16 protein-coding genes are annotated in these 16132 nt (G+C 62.8%); 4 read left to right on the plus strand and 12 right to left on the minus strand.

The window, feature by feature from the left end:
• Nucleotides 1-18 precede the first annotated feature (18 nt).
• Nucleotides 19-762 carry an IclR family transcriptional regulator gene (locus BTO20_RS33615; RefSeq protein WP_157680390.1) on the plus strand — a complete coding sequence of 248 codons (744 nt, stop codon included), beginning with the start codon at nucleotides 19-21 and terminating at the stop codon, nucleotides 760-762.
• A gap of 579 nt (nucleotides 763-1341) precedes the next feature.
• Here BTO20_RS33615 and BTO20_RS33620 read toward each other — a convergent pair.
• The 8 genes from BTO20_RS33620 to BTO20_RS33655 all read right to left on the minus strand — a co-directional run bounded on the left by BTO20_RS33620 (nucleotide 1342) and on the right by BTO20_RS33655 (nucleotide 10290).
• Complete coding sequence (locus BTO20_RS33620; protein WP_087083052.1) at nucleotides 1342-2991, minus strand: long-chain fatty acid--CoA ligase; 1650 nt, start codon at nucleotides 2989-2991, stop codon at nucleotides 1342-1344.
• 65 nt (nucleotides 2992-3056) lie between these two features.
• Nucleotides 3057-4169, minus strand: a complete 1113-nt coding sequence (locus BTO20_RS33625; protein ID WP_087080461.1) for a 3,4-dihydroxy-2-butanone-4-phosphate synthase — start codon at nucleotides 4167-4169, stop codon at nucleotides 3057-3059.
• Complete coding sequence (locus BTO20_RS33630) at nucleotides 4166-4687, minus strand: flavin reductase family protein (RefSeq protein ID WP_087080463.1); 522 nt, start codon at nucleotides 4685-4687, stop codon at nucleotides 4166-4168. Before BTO20_RS33630 ends, BTO20_RS33625 begins: the two co-directional genes overlap by 4 nt.
• Nucleotides 4688-4712: 25 nt before the next feature.
• Nucleotides 4713-5468, minus strand: a complete 756-nt coding sequence (locus BTO20_RS33635) for a creatininase family protein (RefSeq protein WP_087080465.1) — start codon at nucleotides 5466-5468, stop codon at nucleotides 4713-4715.
• Between the two features lie 8 nt (nucleotides 5469-5476).
• On the minus strand, nucleotides 5477-7384 hold the full coding sequence (locus BTO20_RS33640) for an AMP-dependent synthetase/ligase (RefSeq protein ID WP_332460249.1): 1908 nt from the start codon (nucleotides 7382-7384) through the stop codon (nucleotides 5477-5479).
• A gap of 15 nt (nucleotides 7385-7399) precedes the next feature.
• Nucleotides 7400-8227 (minus strand): enoyl-CoA hydratase/isomerase family protein, encoded by an 828-nt coding sequence (locus BTO20_RS33645; protein ID WP_087080467.1) that lies wholly within the window; start codon nucleotides 8225-8227, stop codon nucleotides 7400-7402.
• A 3-nt stretch (nucleotides 8228-8230) separates the two neighbouring features.
• The gene (locus tag BTO20_RS33650) at nucleotides 8231-9094 is read right to left on the minus strand and encodes an enoyl-CoA hydratase/isomerase family protein (RefSeq protein WP_087080470.1); all 864 of its coding nucleotides are present in this window, start codon (nucleotides 9092-9094) and stop codon (nucleotides 8231-8233) included.
• Complete coding sequence (locus BTO20_RS33655; protein WP_087080472.1) at nucleotides 9091-10290, minus strand: LLM class flavin-dependent oxidoreductase; 1200 nt, start codon at nucleotides 10288-10290, stop codon at nucleotides 9091-9093. Before BTO20_RS33655 ends, BTO20_RS33650 begins: the two co-directional genes overlap by 4 nt.
• A gap of 331 nt (nucleotides 10291-10621) precedes the next feature.
• On the opposite strand from BTO20_RS33655, the gene BTO20_RS33660 reads away from it, so the two are divergent.
• Nucleotides 10622-11221, plus strand: a complete 600-nt coding sequence (locus tag BTO20_RS33660) for a TetR/AcrR family transcriptional regulator (protein WP_087080474.1) — start codon at nucleotides 10622-10624, stop codon at nucleotides 11219-11221.
• 60 nt (nucleotides 11222-11281) lie between these two features.
• Here the strand turns inward: BTO20_RS33660 and BTO20_RS33665 are convergent, their stop codons facing one another.
• Nucleotides 11282-11890 (minus strand): cysteine hydrolase family protein, encoded by a 609-nt coding sequence (locus BTO20_RS33665; RefSeq protein ID WP_087080476.1) that lies wholly within the window; start codon nucleotides 11888-11890, stop codon nucleotides 11282-11284.
• 150 nt (nucleotides 11891-12040) lie between these two features.
• Here BTO20_RS33665 and BTO20_RS33670 point away from each other — a divergent pair, with 150 nt between their 5' ends.
• Both BTO20_RS33670 and BTO20_RS33675 read left to right on the plus strand, forming a co-directional pair.
• On the plus strand, nucleotides 12041-12652 hold the full coding sequence (locus BTO20_RS33670) for a TetR/AcrR family transcriptional regulator (RefSeq protein ID WP_087080478.1): 612 nt from the start codon (nucleotides 12041-12043) through the stop codon (nucleotides 12650-12652).
• Nucleotides 12653-12677: 25 nt separating this feature from the next.
• On the plus strand, nucleotides 12678-13889 hold the full coding sequence (locus tag BTO20_RS33675; protein WP_087080480.1) for an acyl-CoA dehydrogenase family protein: 1212 nt from the start codon (nucleotides 12678-12680) through the stop codon (nucleotides 13887-13889).
• A 2-nt stretch (nucleotides 13890-13891) separates the two neighbouring features.
• Here BTO20_RS33675 and BTO20_RS33680 read toward each other — a convergent pair whose 3' ends face one another.
• From BTO20_RS33680 to BTO20_RS33690, 3 genes are read right to left on the minus strand one after another with little or no spacing between them, the layout of a single operon-like run.
• On the minus strand, nucleotides 13892-14536 hold the full coding sequence (locus tag BTO20_RS33680) for a DJ-1/PfpI family protein (protein WP_087080482.1): 645 nt from the start codon (nucleotides 14534-14536) through the stop codon (nucleotides 13892-13894).
• Nucleotides 14533-15000, minus strand: a complete 468-nt coding sequence (locus BTO20_RS33685; RefSeq protein ID WP_087080484.1) for a nucleoside deaminase — start codon at nucleotides 14998-15000, stop codon at nucleotides 14533-14535. The genes BTO20_RS33680 and BTO20_RS33685 overlap by 4 nt, the downstream gene beginning before the upstream one ends.
• A 20-nt stretch (nucleotides 15001-15020) precedes the next feature.
• Complete coding sequence (locus BTO20_RS33690) at nucleotides 15021-16103, minus strand: hypothetical protein (protein ID WP_087080486.1); 1083 nt, start codon at nucleotides 16101-16103, stop codon at nucleotides 15021-15023.
• Between the last annotated feature and the right edge of the window lie 29 nt (nucleotides 16104-16132).

Consider the following 16132-nt stretch of genomic DNA (forward strand, 5'->3'; position numbering starts at 1 on the left):
GTACGAGAGGCCGCATACGTGCTCAACACCATCGCCCGCACCGGGAAGGTGCTCGATCTATTCACGGCTGACAGACCTGAGTGGGGAGTGACGGCGGTTGCGGCGCAGCTGCAGCTGCCAAAGTCGACGACCTTCGACATCATGGCCAGTCTCGCGGCGATCGGCCTACTACAACAGGCTTCAGGTGACCGCTATCGACTCGGCTGGCGCGTTCTACTCATCAGTCGTCGGCTCATGAGTTCCAGCTGCTTTGACGCCAACACGAATCGCTGCGTGGTGGCGCTGGCCCACCGGCTCTCGGCCGTGGTCACAGTCGGCGCCTGGGACGGCCAAGGCGTCGTCTGTATCACCAGCGCGTCACCGGACAGATCTCAGCCGATAGTCACTGATGGACTTCACATCTCCGGTCACACTTCAGCACTCGGGAAGCTGCTCATGGCGCAGCTACCGTGGCAGGCGGTAGAGGAACTCATAGACCGAAACGGATTGCCGAGATTCACGGAGAACTCCGTGGTTGACGTGAATGACCTACGTGCGCAGCTCATCTCCGCCCAACGCGACGACGTCGCCATAGAGCACGGTGAAACTTATCCGGACCAGTCATGCATTGCGGTGGGCATCCATCAACGCGACCGCCGGGCGATCGCGGCATTATCGATCAGTGCGCCTACGGAACGACTTATGAACCGTAGGGAAGCGTACTTCCGCATCGCCCGGCGGACCGCGCGTAGCCTCGTTCAGAACGAGGTTCCGTCGCGCTGAAACCCGCAGACCTCTTGTCAGCAAGGCATGGTGGCCCTCGCGGCACAGGGTTTGGCGGTGTGGGTCGGCCGGGCAAACGGGGTGGCCAGCTCACTCGGTGCCGTTGACCGCGTCACCGTGACCAACAGCGGATCATTGGTAAGCGCAACACTGATGCCAACGACGTCACTTCCATGGGTGAAGCACATTGTCCCCATTGCTATCGCTGCTGCCGTACCCACCACCGCTGACAGCGTCTTGACGCTTCCAATGATGCTTCCAATAGTGTTGGATCCCATAGTGTCTCCCATCGAAGGTGACAGCCTGCCGATACGCCGGAAGACTGTTGAAGTGACGGGTACCACACTGCACGCGAAACATGATGTACGTCATTAGCTGTCCGACTATCTCGGATCAGATTCTCCTCTGGCGACTTTGGGGATTGTATCCGGATTCCTTTGCACGCCAATGAGTCTGATCGCGATCGAGCGAGCCGGCCAGGCTGCTCACGACCAATACCAGCACCACAGATGGTCGGTTGGCACGTGCAGCAGTGAGATTCACGCTTGGTCAATCAGTCACCGCAGTGACGATGTCGATCTAACGCGGCAGCAGGGTGACAGGAATCTCGCCTGACTGGTATCGCTGCCTGATCAGCTTCTTGTCGTACTTGCCGACGCCGGTGCGAGCGATGGCGCCGACCACGGCCCACCGCTCTGGCAGCCACCATCGCTGCACGCGCTCCGCAAGCCATGCCTTCAGGTCTTCGACCCGCACGGCAGAGCCGGGGCGCAGGGTCACCAATGCCAGTGGTCGCTCATCCCAACGGGTGTCAGGTACGCCGACCACGGCGGCTTCAACCACATCGGGATGACCTACCAGAGTGGTTTCAAGGTGAACGGAGCTGATCCATTCGCCGCCGGACTTGATGACATCTTTAGCACGGTCGGTGAGCGTCAGGTACCCGTCTGCGCTGATGTGTCCGATGTCGCCCGTGTGGAGCCAGGGTTGCCCGTCCGGGTCGATGGAAAAGCTCTCGGCGTCGACGCCGCCATGGTAGCCACCGGTGATCCAAGGGCCAGACACTTGTACTTCGCCAACTGATCTGCCGTCGCGGGGCAGAACAGTGCCCGCCTCGTCGACGATGCGTCCTTTGGCGCCGAACAGAAATCGCCCCGCGCTGTTGAGCTTTCGCTGCTGATCGGTAGTGGTCACATCGGCGGGGACATCAGCGATAGTCACAATGGGGCTGGTTTCGGTCATGCCCCACGCTTGGACCAAGGGAACGGCGAATTCATCGCGATACGCGGCGACCAGGGACGCCGGCACCGCGGCACCCCCGCACAGCACCCGGCGCAACGAGCCGATTCGATGGCCGGGGTTGCGGCGAAGCCACTGCAACATGTCGTTGAAAACCGTAGGGACACCGGCAGACAACGTGACACCATAGGTGATGATCATGTCTACGAGGGTGTCGGGCTTGAGGTAGCGGTCCGGCAGTACGAGTGCTGCGCCGGCCATCAGCGACGCATACGGAACGCCCCACGCGTTGACGTGAAACATCGGGACTATGGGAAGCACCCGGTCACCGGAGGAGATTCCCGCAACGTTGGCCGTGCAGACGGCAAGGGCGTGCAGATAGACAGACCGATGACTGTAGACCACGCCTTTGGGATCCCCGGTGGTTCCGCTGGTGTAGCACATCGCCGCTGCGCTGTGTTCGTCGAGCACTGGCCACGCGAACGTGGTCGGTTGACTGTTCACGAGTTGCTCATAGGCGATCACGTTGGGCACCAGACGTGATACCTCGGCCAGCTGAGCGTCGGTCGGGTCACCGGCGATTACCAGCGCCGCCAGCTCCGGCATCAGCGGCAACGCTGGAAGCAACGTGTCGAGCAAACTGGCGTCAACGATGATGATCTTGTCCCCGGCATGGGACGCGATATGGCCGAGTTGCTCAGGCGTGAGCCGAATGTTGAGTGTGTGCAGGATCGCGCCAGAACATGGCACGGCGAGGTAGGCCTCGAGGTGCCGCTGGTTATTCCACATGAAGGTCGCAACCCGGTCACCGGCCTCGATTCCGAACCCCGCCAATCCGTTGGCCAGTTGAGCTGCGCGCGTGGCGATCTCAGAGAATGTGGCGGCTTGTACGACGGCGTTGGCACCTGCATAGGTGAGGACCTCTGAATCACCGAAGGTGCCGTCGATTCCGTCTAGGAGCGCGGTGAGCGTCAGCGGTACGTTCTGCATGGTGGCGCGGATGTCCATGGATGTGGTCTCTCCGATCGTCTGTTGCGCTCAGGAGGCGGGAGGTGTCAGGGGGCAGCGGCGGAGAGCGTGCACGGCTGCGAGGTCGCGGCAGGGCCAGAGACGACCAGGTCGCACAGTGATGTCATCTGCATGCTCCGCGCGAAGTCGGCCAAAGTCACTGTCGTGAAACCAAGCTCGACCAGCATCGCGGTGATGCAACCTGTGACCAACTCTGGCTGCGGCACCGAGAACCGCGGCGCTGAGGTGATCGGTGGCCGCAGGTACACGATGACTCCGCCGTGTGCAGCGATGCGCTCGCGGCACCTGTCAAATTCGACTCTGCATCCGCAGCGAGAGGCGCGGAGTGGGTCACGGTGGACACATTCTGTGACGACATACACGAGCGAATCGACAGCAGGTGCGGAGGTGCCGATGAACACCGTATGCCGAGCGCCCGTCAGCTGGTCTTCAAAGTCGACTGCTCTGATTCGGACGCCCGGCCTCTCGAGCCGATTCTGGACCAGCATCACCCGTTTACGACGTCCATCTCCATGGAAAAGTCGGTGGTGGACGACACTGTCGATGTGCACCATCGGCAAGTGATGCTTCTGAGCGAACGCACTGAGTTCCGGTTCCTGCAGCAGTTCACCGTCGTCCCCAAGTAGGACAGCAGTCAGTCCTACAGGCGAAAGCCCGGCTATATCACAAAGATCCACCGCCGCTTCTGCACTCCCCCGGCGCTTGAGAACCCCGCTGCCTGCGACCTTTACTGGGAGAAGATGACCGGGTCGCACCAAATCACTGGGTCGGGAGCTGTCGCTTGCCAGAACGCGCGCAGTGCGGGCGCGGTCGATCGCGCTGATGCCGGTGCCGATCCCGGAGGCGGCGTCCACTGCGACCGCAAACGTGGGCGCGTCAACGTCTGAATCATCATCACGGGCCATGGTCGGCAGATCCAGTTCGGCTGCTCGACGCGCGGGCAGCGCAGCACAAACCAGCCCGGAGGTGAACCTCACCAGCCATGCCGTCCAGTGCGGCGTGGCATGGGCAGCCGCGAGCACTACATCGGCCACGCTCAGGTCGTCAGCGCCGTGGACAACCAGAACCGGAGTCCCAGCGCGCAGAGCCTCAGCGGCTCGCTCGATCGCCGGCCGAGACGCACAGCTGTGCACCGTCATGAGTCGTGTCCGACTGTGAGCGTTCGAAATCGGCTGTCGTGAAAGATAAGCGGCGACGCGTCGATGTTCGCCGCGGCGGCCTTGACGTGGAGAAGGACCACATCGTGGTCGCCTGCCGAGATGGACGTCGAAATCTCGCAGTCGAGCTGCGCCGCCGCGTCCGACAGCAGCACCGCGTCGGAGTCGGTGGCGAACCACGACACGCCGGCAAATCGATCCACATTCTTGGCCGCGATCTGACGGCATGCGGCTTCATGCCGCGATGCCAGGACAGAGACCCCCAGGTGGCTTCCATCGGCCAGCTGCGGCCAGGTCGTCGAAGTGTGCTGCACGCAGATCGACACCAACGCCGGATCGATGGATACCGGCGTGAACGAGGTCGCAACAATCCCGACCGGTTTTCCGTCGCGCAGTGCGCACACCGCCGCGACGCCTGTCGGAAAACGACCGTAGAGTGTGCGTAGTTTCGACCCATCTTGGTCAGCGTTCCCAGAAGAAACGGGATCGAGGGTAATCATCGCTTGCACTCCGTTCTCGTGAATGTCACGCGCCTCGGGCCCGGGCGTAGTCGGCAATAAGTGATGTGACCGCATCGAGGCAGGCTGCCCCGATCCGCTCCGAGGCGCCTTCTGGATCGCCGAGAACGCCATTGGGTGAGACTGCTCCGATTCCGTCTTGAAATGCCCGATCGAGTAGCTGCTGGTCCACCCTGCCGGTGTAGCCGCGGGAGAGCCGATCGAGGCGAACTTTCTGTGGGTGAAGTTCGAGCATCACCGACGTTTCCGCGATGTCAGCGTGCCCTCCCACGTTGGCGCCCAAGAATGCCACGATTTCCGCCGCCCGTCGCCACGCGTTCAAGATGGCCTCCGTATCGGAGAAGACGATGACTGTCAGCGGTGCGAGTGCCTCCGCAAGCCGCACCTCGAAGTCACGCATCACGGGATGGTTCCCGATATGCCCGGAGAACATGACGATTCGTTCGAAGCCATCTTTGGCGAGGTGACGACAGTAGTCTTCACAGACCGATTCCAGCGTGGACGCGCGAAGCGACAGAGTGCCGGTGAATCCGAGATGGTGCGGCGAATACCCCACCCGCACTGTCGGCAGAACCAGCGCACCCCCTAGATGGCGCGCGACCCGCACCGCGAGCGCGTCAGCATGATCGGCGTCCATCGACAGCGGCAGGTGCCCACCGTGCTGCTCGACCGCTCCCAACGGCAGGATTGCTGTGCGCGCGCCTTCTGAGATCGCTACGTCGATCTCAGCGCTTGTCATGAACTCGATCCGGACCTCGTTCATCGACTCACCTACTTCAGGTTGCCGCCGGCGAACCGCGCCTGGCGGGCGATCTCCCCCTGCTCCCCGGCGTCGTACATCTCGGCGACCAGGTCACTGAACGACCCGAGAATCGCGGAGCGTCGTATGGTGCCCTTGAGCGTCAACTCGCCGTCTGCGGCCGAGAGCGGCCTTGGCAATATGCGGAACTTCTTCAATTGCAAGGGCCGTGAGAGTTCGGAATTGACTTCGTTGATCCATGTGGCAAGCGCGGCATCTCGGTCGACCGTGGGCATCGCGCGCGCCGCCTCACTCACGCCGACCAGCACAGTCAGATACTTGCGTCCTTCACCGACGACAATCGCGTCATCGATGAGCGGACTGGCCTTGAGACGGAGCTCGATCGGCTGAGGGCTAACGGTTTTTCCTCCGCTGGTCTTGAGGACATCTTTGATCCTGCCGATGATCCGCACCTCCCCAGCGGGATCCATCTCCACCAGGTCGCCGGTGCGATACCAACCGTGGTCCATCGCAGCGGCAGTCGCCGCCGGGTCGTTGAGGTAACCACCGAAGAGGCAGGGGCTGCGCAACTGCAGCTCACCGTCTCCAGATACGCGCACCTCCCACCGTGGGTCGGGCATCGATTTCCCGATCGTTCCGGGCGGCGGGAACGCCCGATCCCACTGGGCCAGAACCGATCCGCAAGTTTCCGTCGTTCCGAAGAGCTCACGAAGGTCAAGGCCCCACATCTGCCACAACGCTATTACATCGGGAGACATGCTGCCCGAAGCAGTCCAGGCGACCCTGATGCGGTCCATGCCAACCTTTGCACGCAGGGGAATGAACACCCGACGGAGGCAGACGTTGTACAGATAGTTGAAATGCCACGGGACATCACGATTTCCCCAACGCATCTCGCTTACTCTGCGAGCGATCCGCATCGCTATCGCGTACCGCAACCGAAAGGCGGTGCCAGACTCTGAGAGCTGCTGTAACACCTCGCCCGCCAATTTCTCGTGCATCCGCGGTGGCCACAGGACCGCTGTCGGTCGTACGCCGACAAGCGCGTCCACACGTTGATCCATGGTGCAGTAAGTGATGACGAGGCGAGTCATGATCGGGGTGAATACGCCGATCAGCGCGGGTGCAACGTGTGAGAGGCCAAGGAAGGCGACGAGATCGTGCCTGACCCTGCCGACCTGCGGGTAAGACATGGCGAAGGCGAGCACCGAGTACTGCAGGGTGCGGTGGGTGTGAATCACGCCTTTCGGCGCACCGGTAGATCCCGACGTGTAGAACAAAGCGGCCGGCTGGTCGATGTCGCCCGCCTCAACCAGCGCCGCAAACCGCTCGGGTTCGGTCGCCCCGCGGGATCGACCGCGACGGCGCAGTTCCCCCCAGTGCACGCTGCACACAGACTCCGCCAGGCCATGCGGTGTGGTGTCGAACCCGATCGCCGCGCGCAATCGCGGCAGCTCGCCTGCCACGGCGGCAACTTTCGCGACAGCTCCCGTGTTCTCCGCGAAAACGACCCTAGCCTCTGAACTCTCCAGTGCCTGCTTGACTTCGGCGACCGAGCTCGTGGGATACACCCCTACGGGGACACCACCGAGACTGAGTATGGCCAGTGCGGCCACGACCCACTCGTGGCGAGTAGACGACACGATGGCCACCCGGTCGCCTGGCGCGACACCGAGATCATGCAAACCGAGGGCAGCCTCCCGGACCTGCTGGAGATATTCGCTCCACGTGGTCGGGCGGGCTACCCCGTTCTCCCAGCTGCAATACGCGATCACGTCCGGTTCCCGCTCGGCGCGGTCACAGAGCATCTGAGCGAAAGTTCGATTCACGGCTTCGAACTGCGTCAGCGTGTCAAGCACCGGCACCTCCTTCCGTGTCGTCGACGACGAGGCCGCTGCATGTGTGTTGTGCATGTTCATAGTCAGCCCAGTTCTTCAGCCGAGTCGTAGCGCCCGGTCGGATAACTGCGCCGTGGTTGCGGGAGCCCTTCGGCCACTCCACCGTTGCCGCAACTCTCGTGCTACCGGGTCGTTGAAATAGTCGGCAGCTGCCTTCAGCGTGCGTTGCAGTGACGCCTCATCGCGCATGTCGTCCGGATCGTTGACGCTGCTCTTCAACGCACCATAGAGCACCGGAGCCTTCGAGCCGGCGGCGCGCGCCATCGCGATGGCTGCGGGGATCAGCTCCTTGGAATCAGTGACGAGTTCGTCGACCAAGCCGATGTCGAGAGCGTGCTGCGCGTCGAAGAGCTCACCTGACAGAATGATTCGCCGGGCGACGCGCACACCGAGCACGCGGTTGGCCCGTTGGATTCCTTTGTCCGCCGGCAGCAGTCCGTGATTGATCTCCGGAAACCCGAACCGTGCCGAGTTCAGTGCCAGCACACTGTCCGAAAAGAGCGCAACCTCCATACCGCCACCAACACAGTGCCCATTGATCGCGCTGACCACTGGCCGACGGTAGCGGTCCATCGCCACGAGTAGTGCGTGGAACTCCCGCATGCGGGTCTCGATCTCGCCGACGAGCGCGCCCTCTAGCTCCTTGATGTCCCCTCCAGCGCTGAAGAATCGCCCCCCCTTACCAGTGAGCACGATCGGTGGTGCGTCTGGCCTGGCGCGGAGCTGTTCGAACAGCCTGGCGAGATCGTGGATGAGCTGGCGGTTCATCGCATTTGCCGGTGGCCTGTCCAACGCGACGACCAGAACGCCATCGTGGTCAGCAGTGTCGAGAGTGGCGGCCTGGCCGGGCGCGGGTGCACTCATAGGTCACCTGGCTGCGTTCGCCGGCTGCGGTCCCAGGACAGAGCGCCCTTCGCCGCGTGCGGACGGAAACTCCGGCGGACGGCCGTCGCGGAAGGCCTGCCGGGCCTCGAAGTAGTCTGCGCTCGCGAAGCCGATGACCTCCAAAGCCGCGGAAAGTTCATGCTGTGGGACGGCATTGGTGAGCCAGCCGGTGTTCAGGGACCGCTTCGTCCAGCGGATCGCCTGCTGCGAGCCCTGCGCAAGTTCGTCGGCGATCTCGAGGGCGCGATCCAGCACACTCTCCCTCGGTACGGCGAGACTCACCAAGCCGATTCGTTCAGCCTCGACGCCGGTCATACTTGCCGAAGTCAGCTGGTAATACTTTGTTTTCGCCATTCCCACGAGCAACGGCCAGATGAGCGAGGAATGGTCGCCGGCGACCACACCGACACGGGTGTGCCCGTCTCGAAGCAAGGCATCCTCGGCAGCAACGCTGATGTCGGCCAAAAGCGCCATCGACAAACCCCAGCCAACCGCGGGGCCGTTGATCGCCGAGATGAGCGGCTTGTCCATGTTGAGAATGGCCGTAATCCGCTTGCGCTCGCCCTCCATGAGCGCCACCGCTTCGTCCAGCGTCGGCTCTGGCTGGCGTACATCCATGCCCGTGCAGAAACCACGGCCTGCGCCGGTGATGACAGCAACCCGTGTTTCCGGGTCCCGGTCGACGTCCACCCAGATGTCCGACAGATGATCGAACATCGGCATCGTCAAGGCATTGAGCCGGTCGGGTCTGTTGATCGTGATGAGCAGAACACCGTTGGGCCTGCGCTCGATCATGACTTCCTCGGGGTAGCGGCTGAAGATGTCGTCAGCGGCCAATTTGCTCATCGTGCTTCTCCTACCGTGACAACATTTTTGTGCGAATTCGACTGGGATTTCGACTCTTCGAACGCTTCGAGCTCCGCGTAATGAGCGGGCCGGGCCTTGCGGATGTCGGCCAGAATCGCGTCAGCGGGCCGCACCACAGCCCGCGGGTTCTTGAACCTGGGAATGACATATTTACCGAAGAGCTCGATCGACTTCATCAGCTCTTTGTGCGGGAGTCCATCGATACGCATGACGATGGCGTCTGCGCCAAGGTCGGCGAATCGCTGCACTTGTTCCGCACAGTCATCCGGGTCGCCCACGATGAATCCGGATGAGTCCTCGAACATGTATCGCTCATCGTTGAAGTCGACGTTCCGCACCGCACCCATGTACTGATAGTCAGCCGACAACTTGGACAGGCGCTCATACGCGTCCGTCGAAAGGGAGACCGTCTCTTTGAGATTCCGCGCCCACTTGAGGGCTTCCTCACGCGTCTCGGCACAGTGCATGCCGCCTCCGACCGCAACCAGCTTCTGCGCTTGCGGCGGATAGATATGCGTGGCTCCGTCGAGGGCGTCGTCGTAGATGCGCAACATGCTCTCGACAAACTCGAAGCCCAGATAGAAACCGCCCACGATGGCTCCGATGCCGAGCTCGGCGGCCTTGCGAACCGAGTCGGGACTTCCGGCCGCCATCGAGATGGGGGGATATGGATGCTGAATTGCCTTGGGTACCAGGCTTCTCGGCGGGATCTTGTAGTGCTCGCCAACGTAAGAGAACACGTCATTGTGCAGGGCCCGGCGAATGACCTCCAGGCCTTCGATGAGCTGATCCTTGTTCTCACTTGGTTCAACTTCGAAGGCACGCAGCGCAAGTGTCGTGTTCCCGCGTCCAACTCCGAGTTCCACTCGGCCACTGGACAGGATGTCTTCTGTTGCCAACCGTTCGGCAACCCGAAGGGCATGGTTGATGCGCGTGGGCAAGAGCGTGACCAAGTGCATGAATCGGATGCGCTTGGTCAGCGCCATCAGATAGGGATAGATGACCTCAGGTGCGGAGGTTGTCGCCGTGCCGATCGCAACGTGCTGCTCGGATGTCCCGAACGCATCGAACCCCACTTTCTCCGCAAGTAGGACCTCGTCCACGAGCTCGCGGTAGCGGTGCTCGTGGGTATGCCCCGGGACCGTCTCGCCTTCGCTCATGAATATGAAGCGCATATTCTCACCACTTTCCACTAGGTGAACGCTTCTTAACGTAGGGCGAGGCTGCTTGATTGTCAATGCAGAACTTCCGGACCACAGGCAGGGGATCCTCCTCAGCCATTAAAACCCCGCACACCCTGGGTTTATATCGCGCTCCGCCGGTCTTCCTGCAGCCTCCCTGGATCACACACGTGCGAGCCGCCGCTTCATCCCTATGTGAATACCTATTAATCTCGTGTCAGTCACCTATCCAGCCGGCGAAGATTCGGCGCGACCCCAACGCGGCACGTCCTCGACTACTTCCCGGGCTCGGCAGCGGTCCGCGCTATGGTTATCGTTGTTGGCCATGACCACTGCCGATGCCGCGCACGAGCCGTCCGCCGGCACCTCACGCCGAGATGTCTTGCTCAAGGTCGCCGCCGACCTGTTCTTGCGAAACTCCTACGACGGCGTGACAGTGGACATGATCTGCACAGCGGCCGGAATCTCCGGGCCGGGCCTGTATAACCATTTCGCGAACAAGCAGGCGCTCTTGCTCGCCGTGGTGGAGAGTCCCTTGGCCGCCCTGCACCAGTTCGCCAGGGAAACCGCGGAGGCTGAGCCTGATCCGCGGGCCGCGCTGGAGATCTTGGTCGACTTCCATATCAGGAGCGTGGTGACCTCAGCTCCGACAACGTTGGTCTTCATGAAGAACGAACACGCCTTGCCCGAGAAGGACCGACGGCGTATCCGACGCGAGATGAACCTCTATGCAGAGGAATGGATTTCCATCGTGGCAGCGCTGCGGCCGGACTTATCCGAACCAGAGGTTCGGCTACTCACCCATACGGTGTTCTCAATGCTCAATTCCGTGGCGACCCTCAACAAGGGACTGGACCACGAGTCCATCATCAAGACGATGTCGACCGCAGCGATACAAGCGCTCACCTCGCCCGGCGACGACTGACGCACCGCCGGGTCAAGTACAGAGGCACATCTTGAGCTGGTTCGTTGCCTCCGCACCCCGCTACGACGTGAGCTCCGCTATGAATTCACCGGCCGTCATCGGACGCGAGAACATCGGGTAGTCGTATTTCAGCGCGTTCTCGTGTTCAGCCATCGAGGTGGCGGCGACGCAGTCGCTCAGGGTCACGACCTGGTAGCCGTTCTCATAGCCGGTGCGCATGGTTGATTCGACGCAGCAGTTGGTGAGGAATCCACCCAGCGCAAGCGTGCTTATTCCCTTGCTGCGCAGGATGAAGTCGAGATTGGTGCTGGCGAACGTGTCGAGACCGCGTTTGCCCTCGATCAGGATATCGCCGGGCATCGGCGCGAGTTCGTCGACGATCGCGGCTCCCCATGAGCCCTTGATGAACGCCTGTCCGTCGACGACGCCTTTCAAGATCCCGTACGGATGAGCCGAGATCTCCCCGTATCCCTCCGCGAACGTGATCGGCGCGTGCATCACGGTCGCTCCGGCGGCCCGTGCACCGTCGACGACTTCCCTCATATTGGCCAGCATCTTCGTGGCCTGCATGACCTCGGCCACGGCACCGTGCAAGGCGCCACCCTCCGAGGTGAAATCGTTCTGGAACTCGATGAGGACGACGGCTGTTGCGGCTGGGTCGATGGCCATAACCGCAGGTTAATCGCACCTTCTGCGGAGAGCAATCGGTCGCGTCCAGGTACGCGATATGCGGACCGCACTTTCCGAGCAGTCGTCATCACTGCAACTTCGAGACGGCCCGGTTTGCCCCCACATGAAGTGAGTGAGTACTCTCTCACCATGTCCGCATCGACGCGTGATCAGCTTTTGGCCATCGCGCTGGAACTGTTCGCCGCCAAGGGCTACGCGGCGACGTCGGTCGCCGACATCCAACAGGCCGCCGGTTTGGCGCCTGGGTCAGGCGCGCTCTACAAACACTTCTCGTCCAAACGCGCGCTGCTGGAGGCCGCCGTCGGCCACCGGATCGACAACATCGTCACCGCCCGTGAGCAATTCGACTCAGGTGAACCCACGAGTACCGAGGCCGCGGTGCGCACGGCAGGGCAATTGATCTGGAACAACCTCTCCGAGAGTGAGGACCTGTTGCGGGTCATGCTCCGCGAGCCCGACGAGCTGGGCGAACTCGACGAGCACACCTGGCAGACCATCACCGACAACGCCTACCAGCGCTTCGCCGACGAGCTGGAGGCCTCCAACCGCGCGGGTCGCACCCAGATCCCCGATCCTGCCGCGGCAGCCGCAGTGGCCATCGGGGCTCTGTCCTATCACGCCACGCTGCGGGCACTCACCCGGCGCACCCCGGGCAACATCGACGACGACCGCTATTTCGAGGCATGGGTCGCCCAGACCGTCAGCATGCTCAAGCAGTATTCCGTCCCTAAAAACCGCTGATCACTTCGCTTTTGAGGAGTCACACATGACCTTTTCCCTTCAGCTCAGCGACGACGTGATCGCGGTCCGCGACTGGGTGCACCAGTTCGCCACCGAGGTCGTGCGTCCCGCAGCCTCCGAGTGGGACGAACGGGAAGAAACCCCGTGGCCGATCATCCAGGAAGCCGCCAAGGTCGGCCTGTACTCCCCTGAGTTCTTCGGAACCCAGGCCGCCGAACCGACCGGGCTGGGCTTCATCACGGTGTTCGAGGAACTGTTCTGGGGTGACGCCGGTATCGCGTTGTCCATCTTGGGCACCGGCTTGGCGGCAGCGGCTTTGGCCGGCAACGGAACTCCTGAGCAGGTCGGCCAGTGGCTGCCCGCGATGTTCGGTACGCCCGGCGAACCGCAGCTGGGGGCGTTCTGCTCGTCGGAACCGGATGCCGGCTCGGACGTCGGTGCCATCCGCACCCGGGCCCGGTTCGATGAAGCCACCCGGGAGTGGGTGCTCAACGGCACCAAGACGTGGGCGACCAACGGCGGCATCGCCAACGTTCACATCGTGGTGGCGTCGGTGTACCCCGAACTCGGATCCCGCGGACAGGCGACCTTCATCGTCCCGCCCGAAACCCCCGGCTTGGTGCAGGGCCAAAAGTTCAAGAAGCACGGCATTCGCGCATCGCACACCGCCGAGGTGGTGCTCGACAACGTGCGGCTGTCCGAAGATCTGATCCTCGGCGGACGCGAGAAGTTCGAGGAGCGGGTGGCCCGCGTGAAGTCCGGCGCGTCCGCCGGCGGCCAGGCCGCGATGAAGACCTTTGAGCGCACCCGGCCCACGGTGGGCGCCATGGCGGTCGGCGTGGCCCGTGCCGCATATGAGTACGCTCTCGAATATGCCTGCCAGCGTGAGCAATTCGGTCGCAAGATCGGCGAGTTCCAGGCTGTGGCGTTCAAGCTCGCCGACATGAAGAGCCGCATCGACGCCGCCCGACTCCTGGTCTGGCGGGCCGGCTGGATGGCCCGCAACAACCAGAGCTTCGACAACGCCGAGGGATCGATGGCCAAGCTCGTCGCCAGCGAAACCGCGGTCTACGTCACCGATGAGGCCATCCAGATTTTGGGCGGCAACGGCTACACCCGGGACTATCCGGTCGAGCGTATGCACCGCGACGCCAAGATCTTCACGATCTTCGAGGGCACCAGTGAGATTCAGCGCCTGGTCATCTCACGCGCGCTGACGGGGTTGGCGATTCGCTGACGTCACTTCCCGTCGAGGGCTGCCGACGCAAGTTCGTAGATCGGCTGCGGCGCCTTCGACGGAGCTCCGCTGTCGAACGGCGGGTGCGGGTCGTATTCGATGGACAGCTGAATGGCCTGCGCCACATCGGGTCCGGCGATCTTACCGGCGAGCGTGAGGGCGAGGTCAATGCCCGCGGAAACGCCTGCGCCGGTCACGATGCGCCCTGCGGTGACGACGCGTTGTTCGGTGGGCTGAGCGCCGTAGGAGGCAAGCTCGTCGTAAGCGTCCCAATGTGTGGTCGCGGGCAGACCTTTTAGCAGTCCCGCCGCACCGAGCAACAGCGCTCCGGTGCACACCGACGTCGTCCAGGTCGTGTAGGGATGGGCATCGCGGATCCAGTCCACGATGGCGTGTCCTTCTGCGGCGTACCGGCCGGCGATCGGACTACCCGGCACCAGCACCACATCGGGCCGCGGCACATCGGCGAACGTCGTATCGATGCCCAGGTGCACCAGGTGGTACTGGTCGTCGATGATTCCGGTCAGCTCGGCGCAGAGCACGACTTGGGCGCCGGGCACGTAGTAAGGCAGGTAGGTCAAAACCTCATACGGGCCGATCGCGTCCAATGCGGTGAATCCCGGGTAAAAGCCGATGGCGATGATCACGACTTCTTCTCCTGGAAGAGCTTGTAGACCGCGACGGCGCTGTCACGCGAGTCCAAACGCATCGGCAGCCGCCGCTGATCCCACGGCTTGGCGTACTCGCCATAGAAGCTGCTGGGGTCGTAGTACTTCTCGTGTCCGCCGGACAGGTACGGTGCGGTGGATTCACGGGTAGCCATGAACACGACTTCGTCTGGCGCGCAGTGATACAACGCCCCGAGGCACATCGGGCACGGATGTGCGATGGCGTACACCGTGCAGCCGGTCAGGTACTCCGTGCCCAGTTTCCGGCACGCCTCGCGGATGGCGCGAATCTCCGCGTGATCGGTCGGATCGTGGGTCTGAGGGACGAGATTGCTGCCCTCGGCCAGGATCTCCCCGTCCTTGACGATCACAGTTCCGAAGGGCAGACCGCCCTCGGCGACACTGTCGTGGGCGATGTCGATCGCACGTTGTGCAAAATCCATGGGATTCCTCGAATCTTGTTTCAGCCGACCGGTCGGACCGGACAGCCCAGGACGGCGTCTTCCAGCCGCGCCGGGCCGGTTCCCTTGGCCGGGTCGGTCGCCCAGGGCCAGTCGTTGCAGTGGAACGGCACCCTGGGCGGCAGCAGCGCTTCGCGACCACGTTTGGCCATCTCACGTTCGATGGCTGTACGGGCACCATCACCGAGGAGCTCGACGTCACCCATGAGGTAGAAGTCGCAGAAGAACACCATGCCCAGGGACCGGTCGGCGACGATACGGCCGAGCACGTCGAGCATCTTCTCGGGTGTGGTCTCGAATTCCGGTGTCTCCAGGAGGAACAACCGTTCACCCATCGCCTCGGCGCCCATGAACTGGACGAGGACCGTGTAGAGGATGTGGTTGCGCCGCGCAACGTGTGAAGTGTTGGTGGCCGCGTAGCTACGCTCCCAGTCCGCGCCGAGCTCGTTCCTCCAGTTCTCGACCACCCTCATCCAGTGGCCGACCTGGACGGCCGACGCCATGCCGATCAACGTGATGGACAGCGGCGTCGTGCCGCGGGTGTAGTTCTCCAGCTCTGCGTAGGTGTAGCCACCCTTGGACAGGCAGGCGTCCATGAACGCCAGGTTGTGCTCGAGCACCCCGTGCATGGTGGCGCGGGTGTCGTCGGGAACATCAAGCGCCGCCAGACATTCGAGGGCGGACTGATTCTGCGTGCGGTACATCGCGAGCGGGGCTCGCCAGAGTTGGTTCGCGTAGGCGTCGTCCAGATACGGCGCGAGGATCTCGTAGATCGCCATCGTGCTGTGCGCCACCGACTTTTCGATCTGATAGCTGATGGGCACCGGCGGCGCGCACTCCGGCTGCTGACCGGGGCGGTACAGAATCATCTGTCCGCCGGCGCCGTTGAACAGCGCCAGGACGACGGGCACCTGATCATGGATGTTCTGCGTGAATGTCGTCAGCGAGGTCTCGTAGAGCTGCTTCATGGACTCGTTGAGCGCCAGGAAGGTGTGCTCGGCGACGACGCGTGCGCTGGCCGGCGGCCCATCAGCGACGACGGGGCGCATGAAGTCCGGCACGGCACTACCGTTGGATGCGGTCATGACATTCGATCCGGTCTGGGAGACATCGG

Origin of the sequence: Mycobacterium dioxanotrophicus, from assembly GCF_002157835.1 — a bacterium.
GTDB lineage: Bacteria > Actinomycetota > Actinomycetes > Mycobacteriales > Mycobacteriaceae > Mycobacterium > Mycobacterium dioxanotrophicus.

Excerpts from the sequence above, each read along its gene's own strand:
- BTO20_RS33660 (WP_087080474.1), top strand. The coding sequence starts at position 10,622 with ATGACCACTGCCGATGCCGCGCACGAGCCGTCCGCCGGCACCTCACGC.
- BTO20_RS33690 (WP_087080486.1), bottom strand. The coding sequence starts at position 16,103 with ATGACCGCATCCAACGGTAGTGCCGTGCCGGACTTCATGCGCCCCGTC.
- BTO20_RS33675 (WP_087080480.1), top strand. The coding sequence starts at position 12,678 with ATGACCTTTTCCCTTCAGCTCAGCGACGACGTGATCGCGGTCCGCGAC.
- BTO20_RS33635 (WP_087080465.1), bottom strand. The coding sequence starts at position 5,468 with ATGAACGAGGTCCGGATCGAGTTCATGACAAGCGCTGAGATCGACGTA.
- BTO20_RS33665 (WP_087080476.1), bottom strand. The coding sequence starts at position 11,890 with ATGGCCATCGACCCAGCCGCAACAGCCGTCGTCCTCATCGAGTTCCAG.
- BTO20_RS33640 (WP_332460249.1), bottom strand. The coding sequence starts at position 7,384 with ATGAACATGCACAACACACATGCAGCGGCCTCGTCGTCGACGACACGG.
- BTO20_RS33670 (WP_087080478.1), top strand. The coding sequence starts at position 12,041 with ATGTCCGCATCGACGCGTGATCAGCTTTTGGCCATCGCGCTGGAACTG.
- BTO20_RS33650 (WP_087080470.1), bottom strand. The coding sequence starts at position 9,094 with ATGAGCAAATTGGCCGCTGACGACATCTTCAGCCGCTACCCCGAGGAA.
- BTO20_RS33625 (WP_087080461.1), bottom strand. The coding sequence starts at position 4,169 with ATGACGGTGCACAGCTGTGCGTCTCGGCCGGCGATCGAGCGAGCCGCT.
- BTO20_RS33620 (WP_087083052.1), bottom strand. The coding sequence starts at position 2,991 with ATGCAGAACGTACCGCTGACGCTCACCGCGCTCCTAGACGGAATCGAC.
- BTO20_RS33655 (WP_087080472.1), bottom strand. The coding sequence starts at position 10,290 with ATGCGCTTCATATTCATGAGCGAAGGCGAGACGGTCCCGGGGCATACC.
- BTO20_RS33685 (WP_087080484.1), bottom strand. The coding sequence starts at position 15,000 with ATGGATTTTGCACAACGTGCGATCGACATCGCCCACGACAGTGTCGCC.
- BTO20_RS33645 (WP_087080467.1), bottom strand. The coding sequence starts at position 8,227 with ATGAGTGCACCCGCGCCCGGCCAGGCCGCCACTCTCGACACTGCTGAC.
- BTO20_RS33630 (WP_087080463.1), bottom strand. The coding sequence starts at position 4,687 with ATGATTACCCTCGATCCCGTTTCTTCTGGGAACGCTGACCAAGATGGG.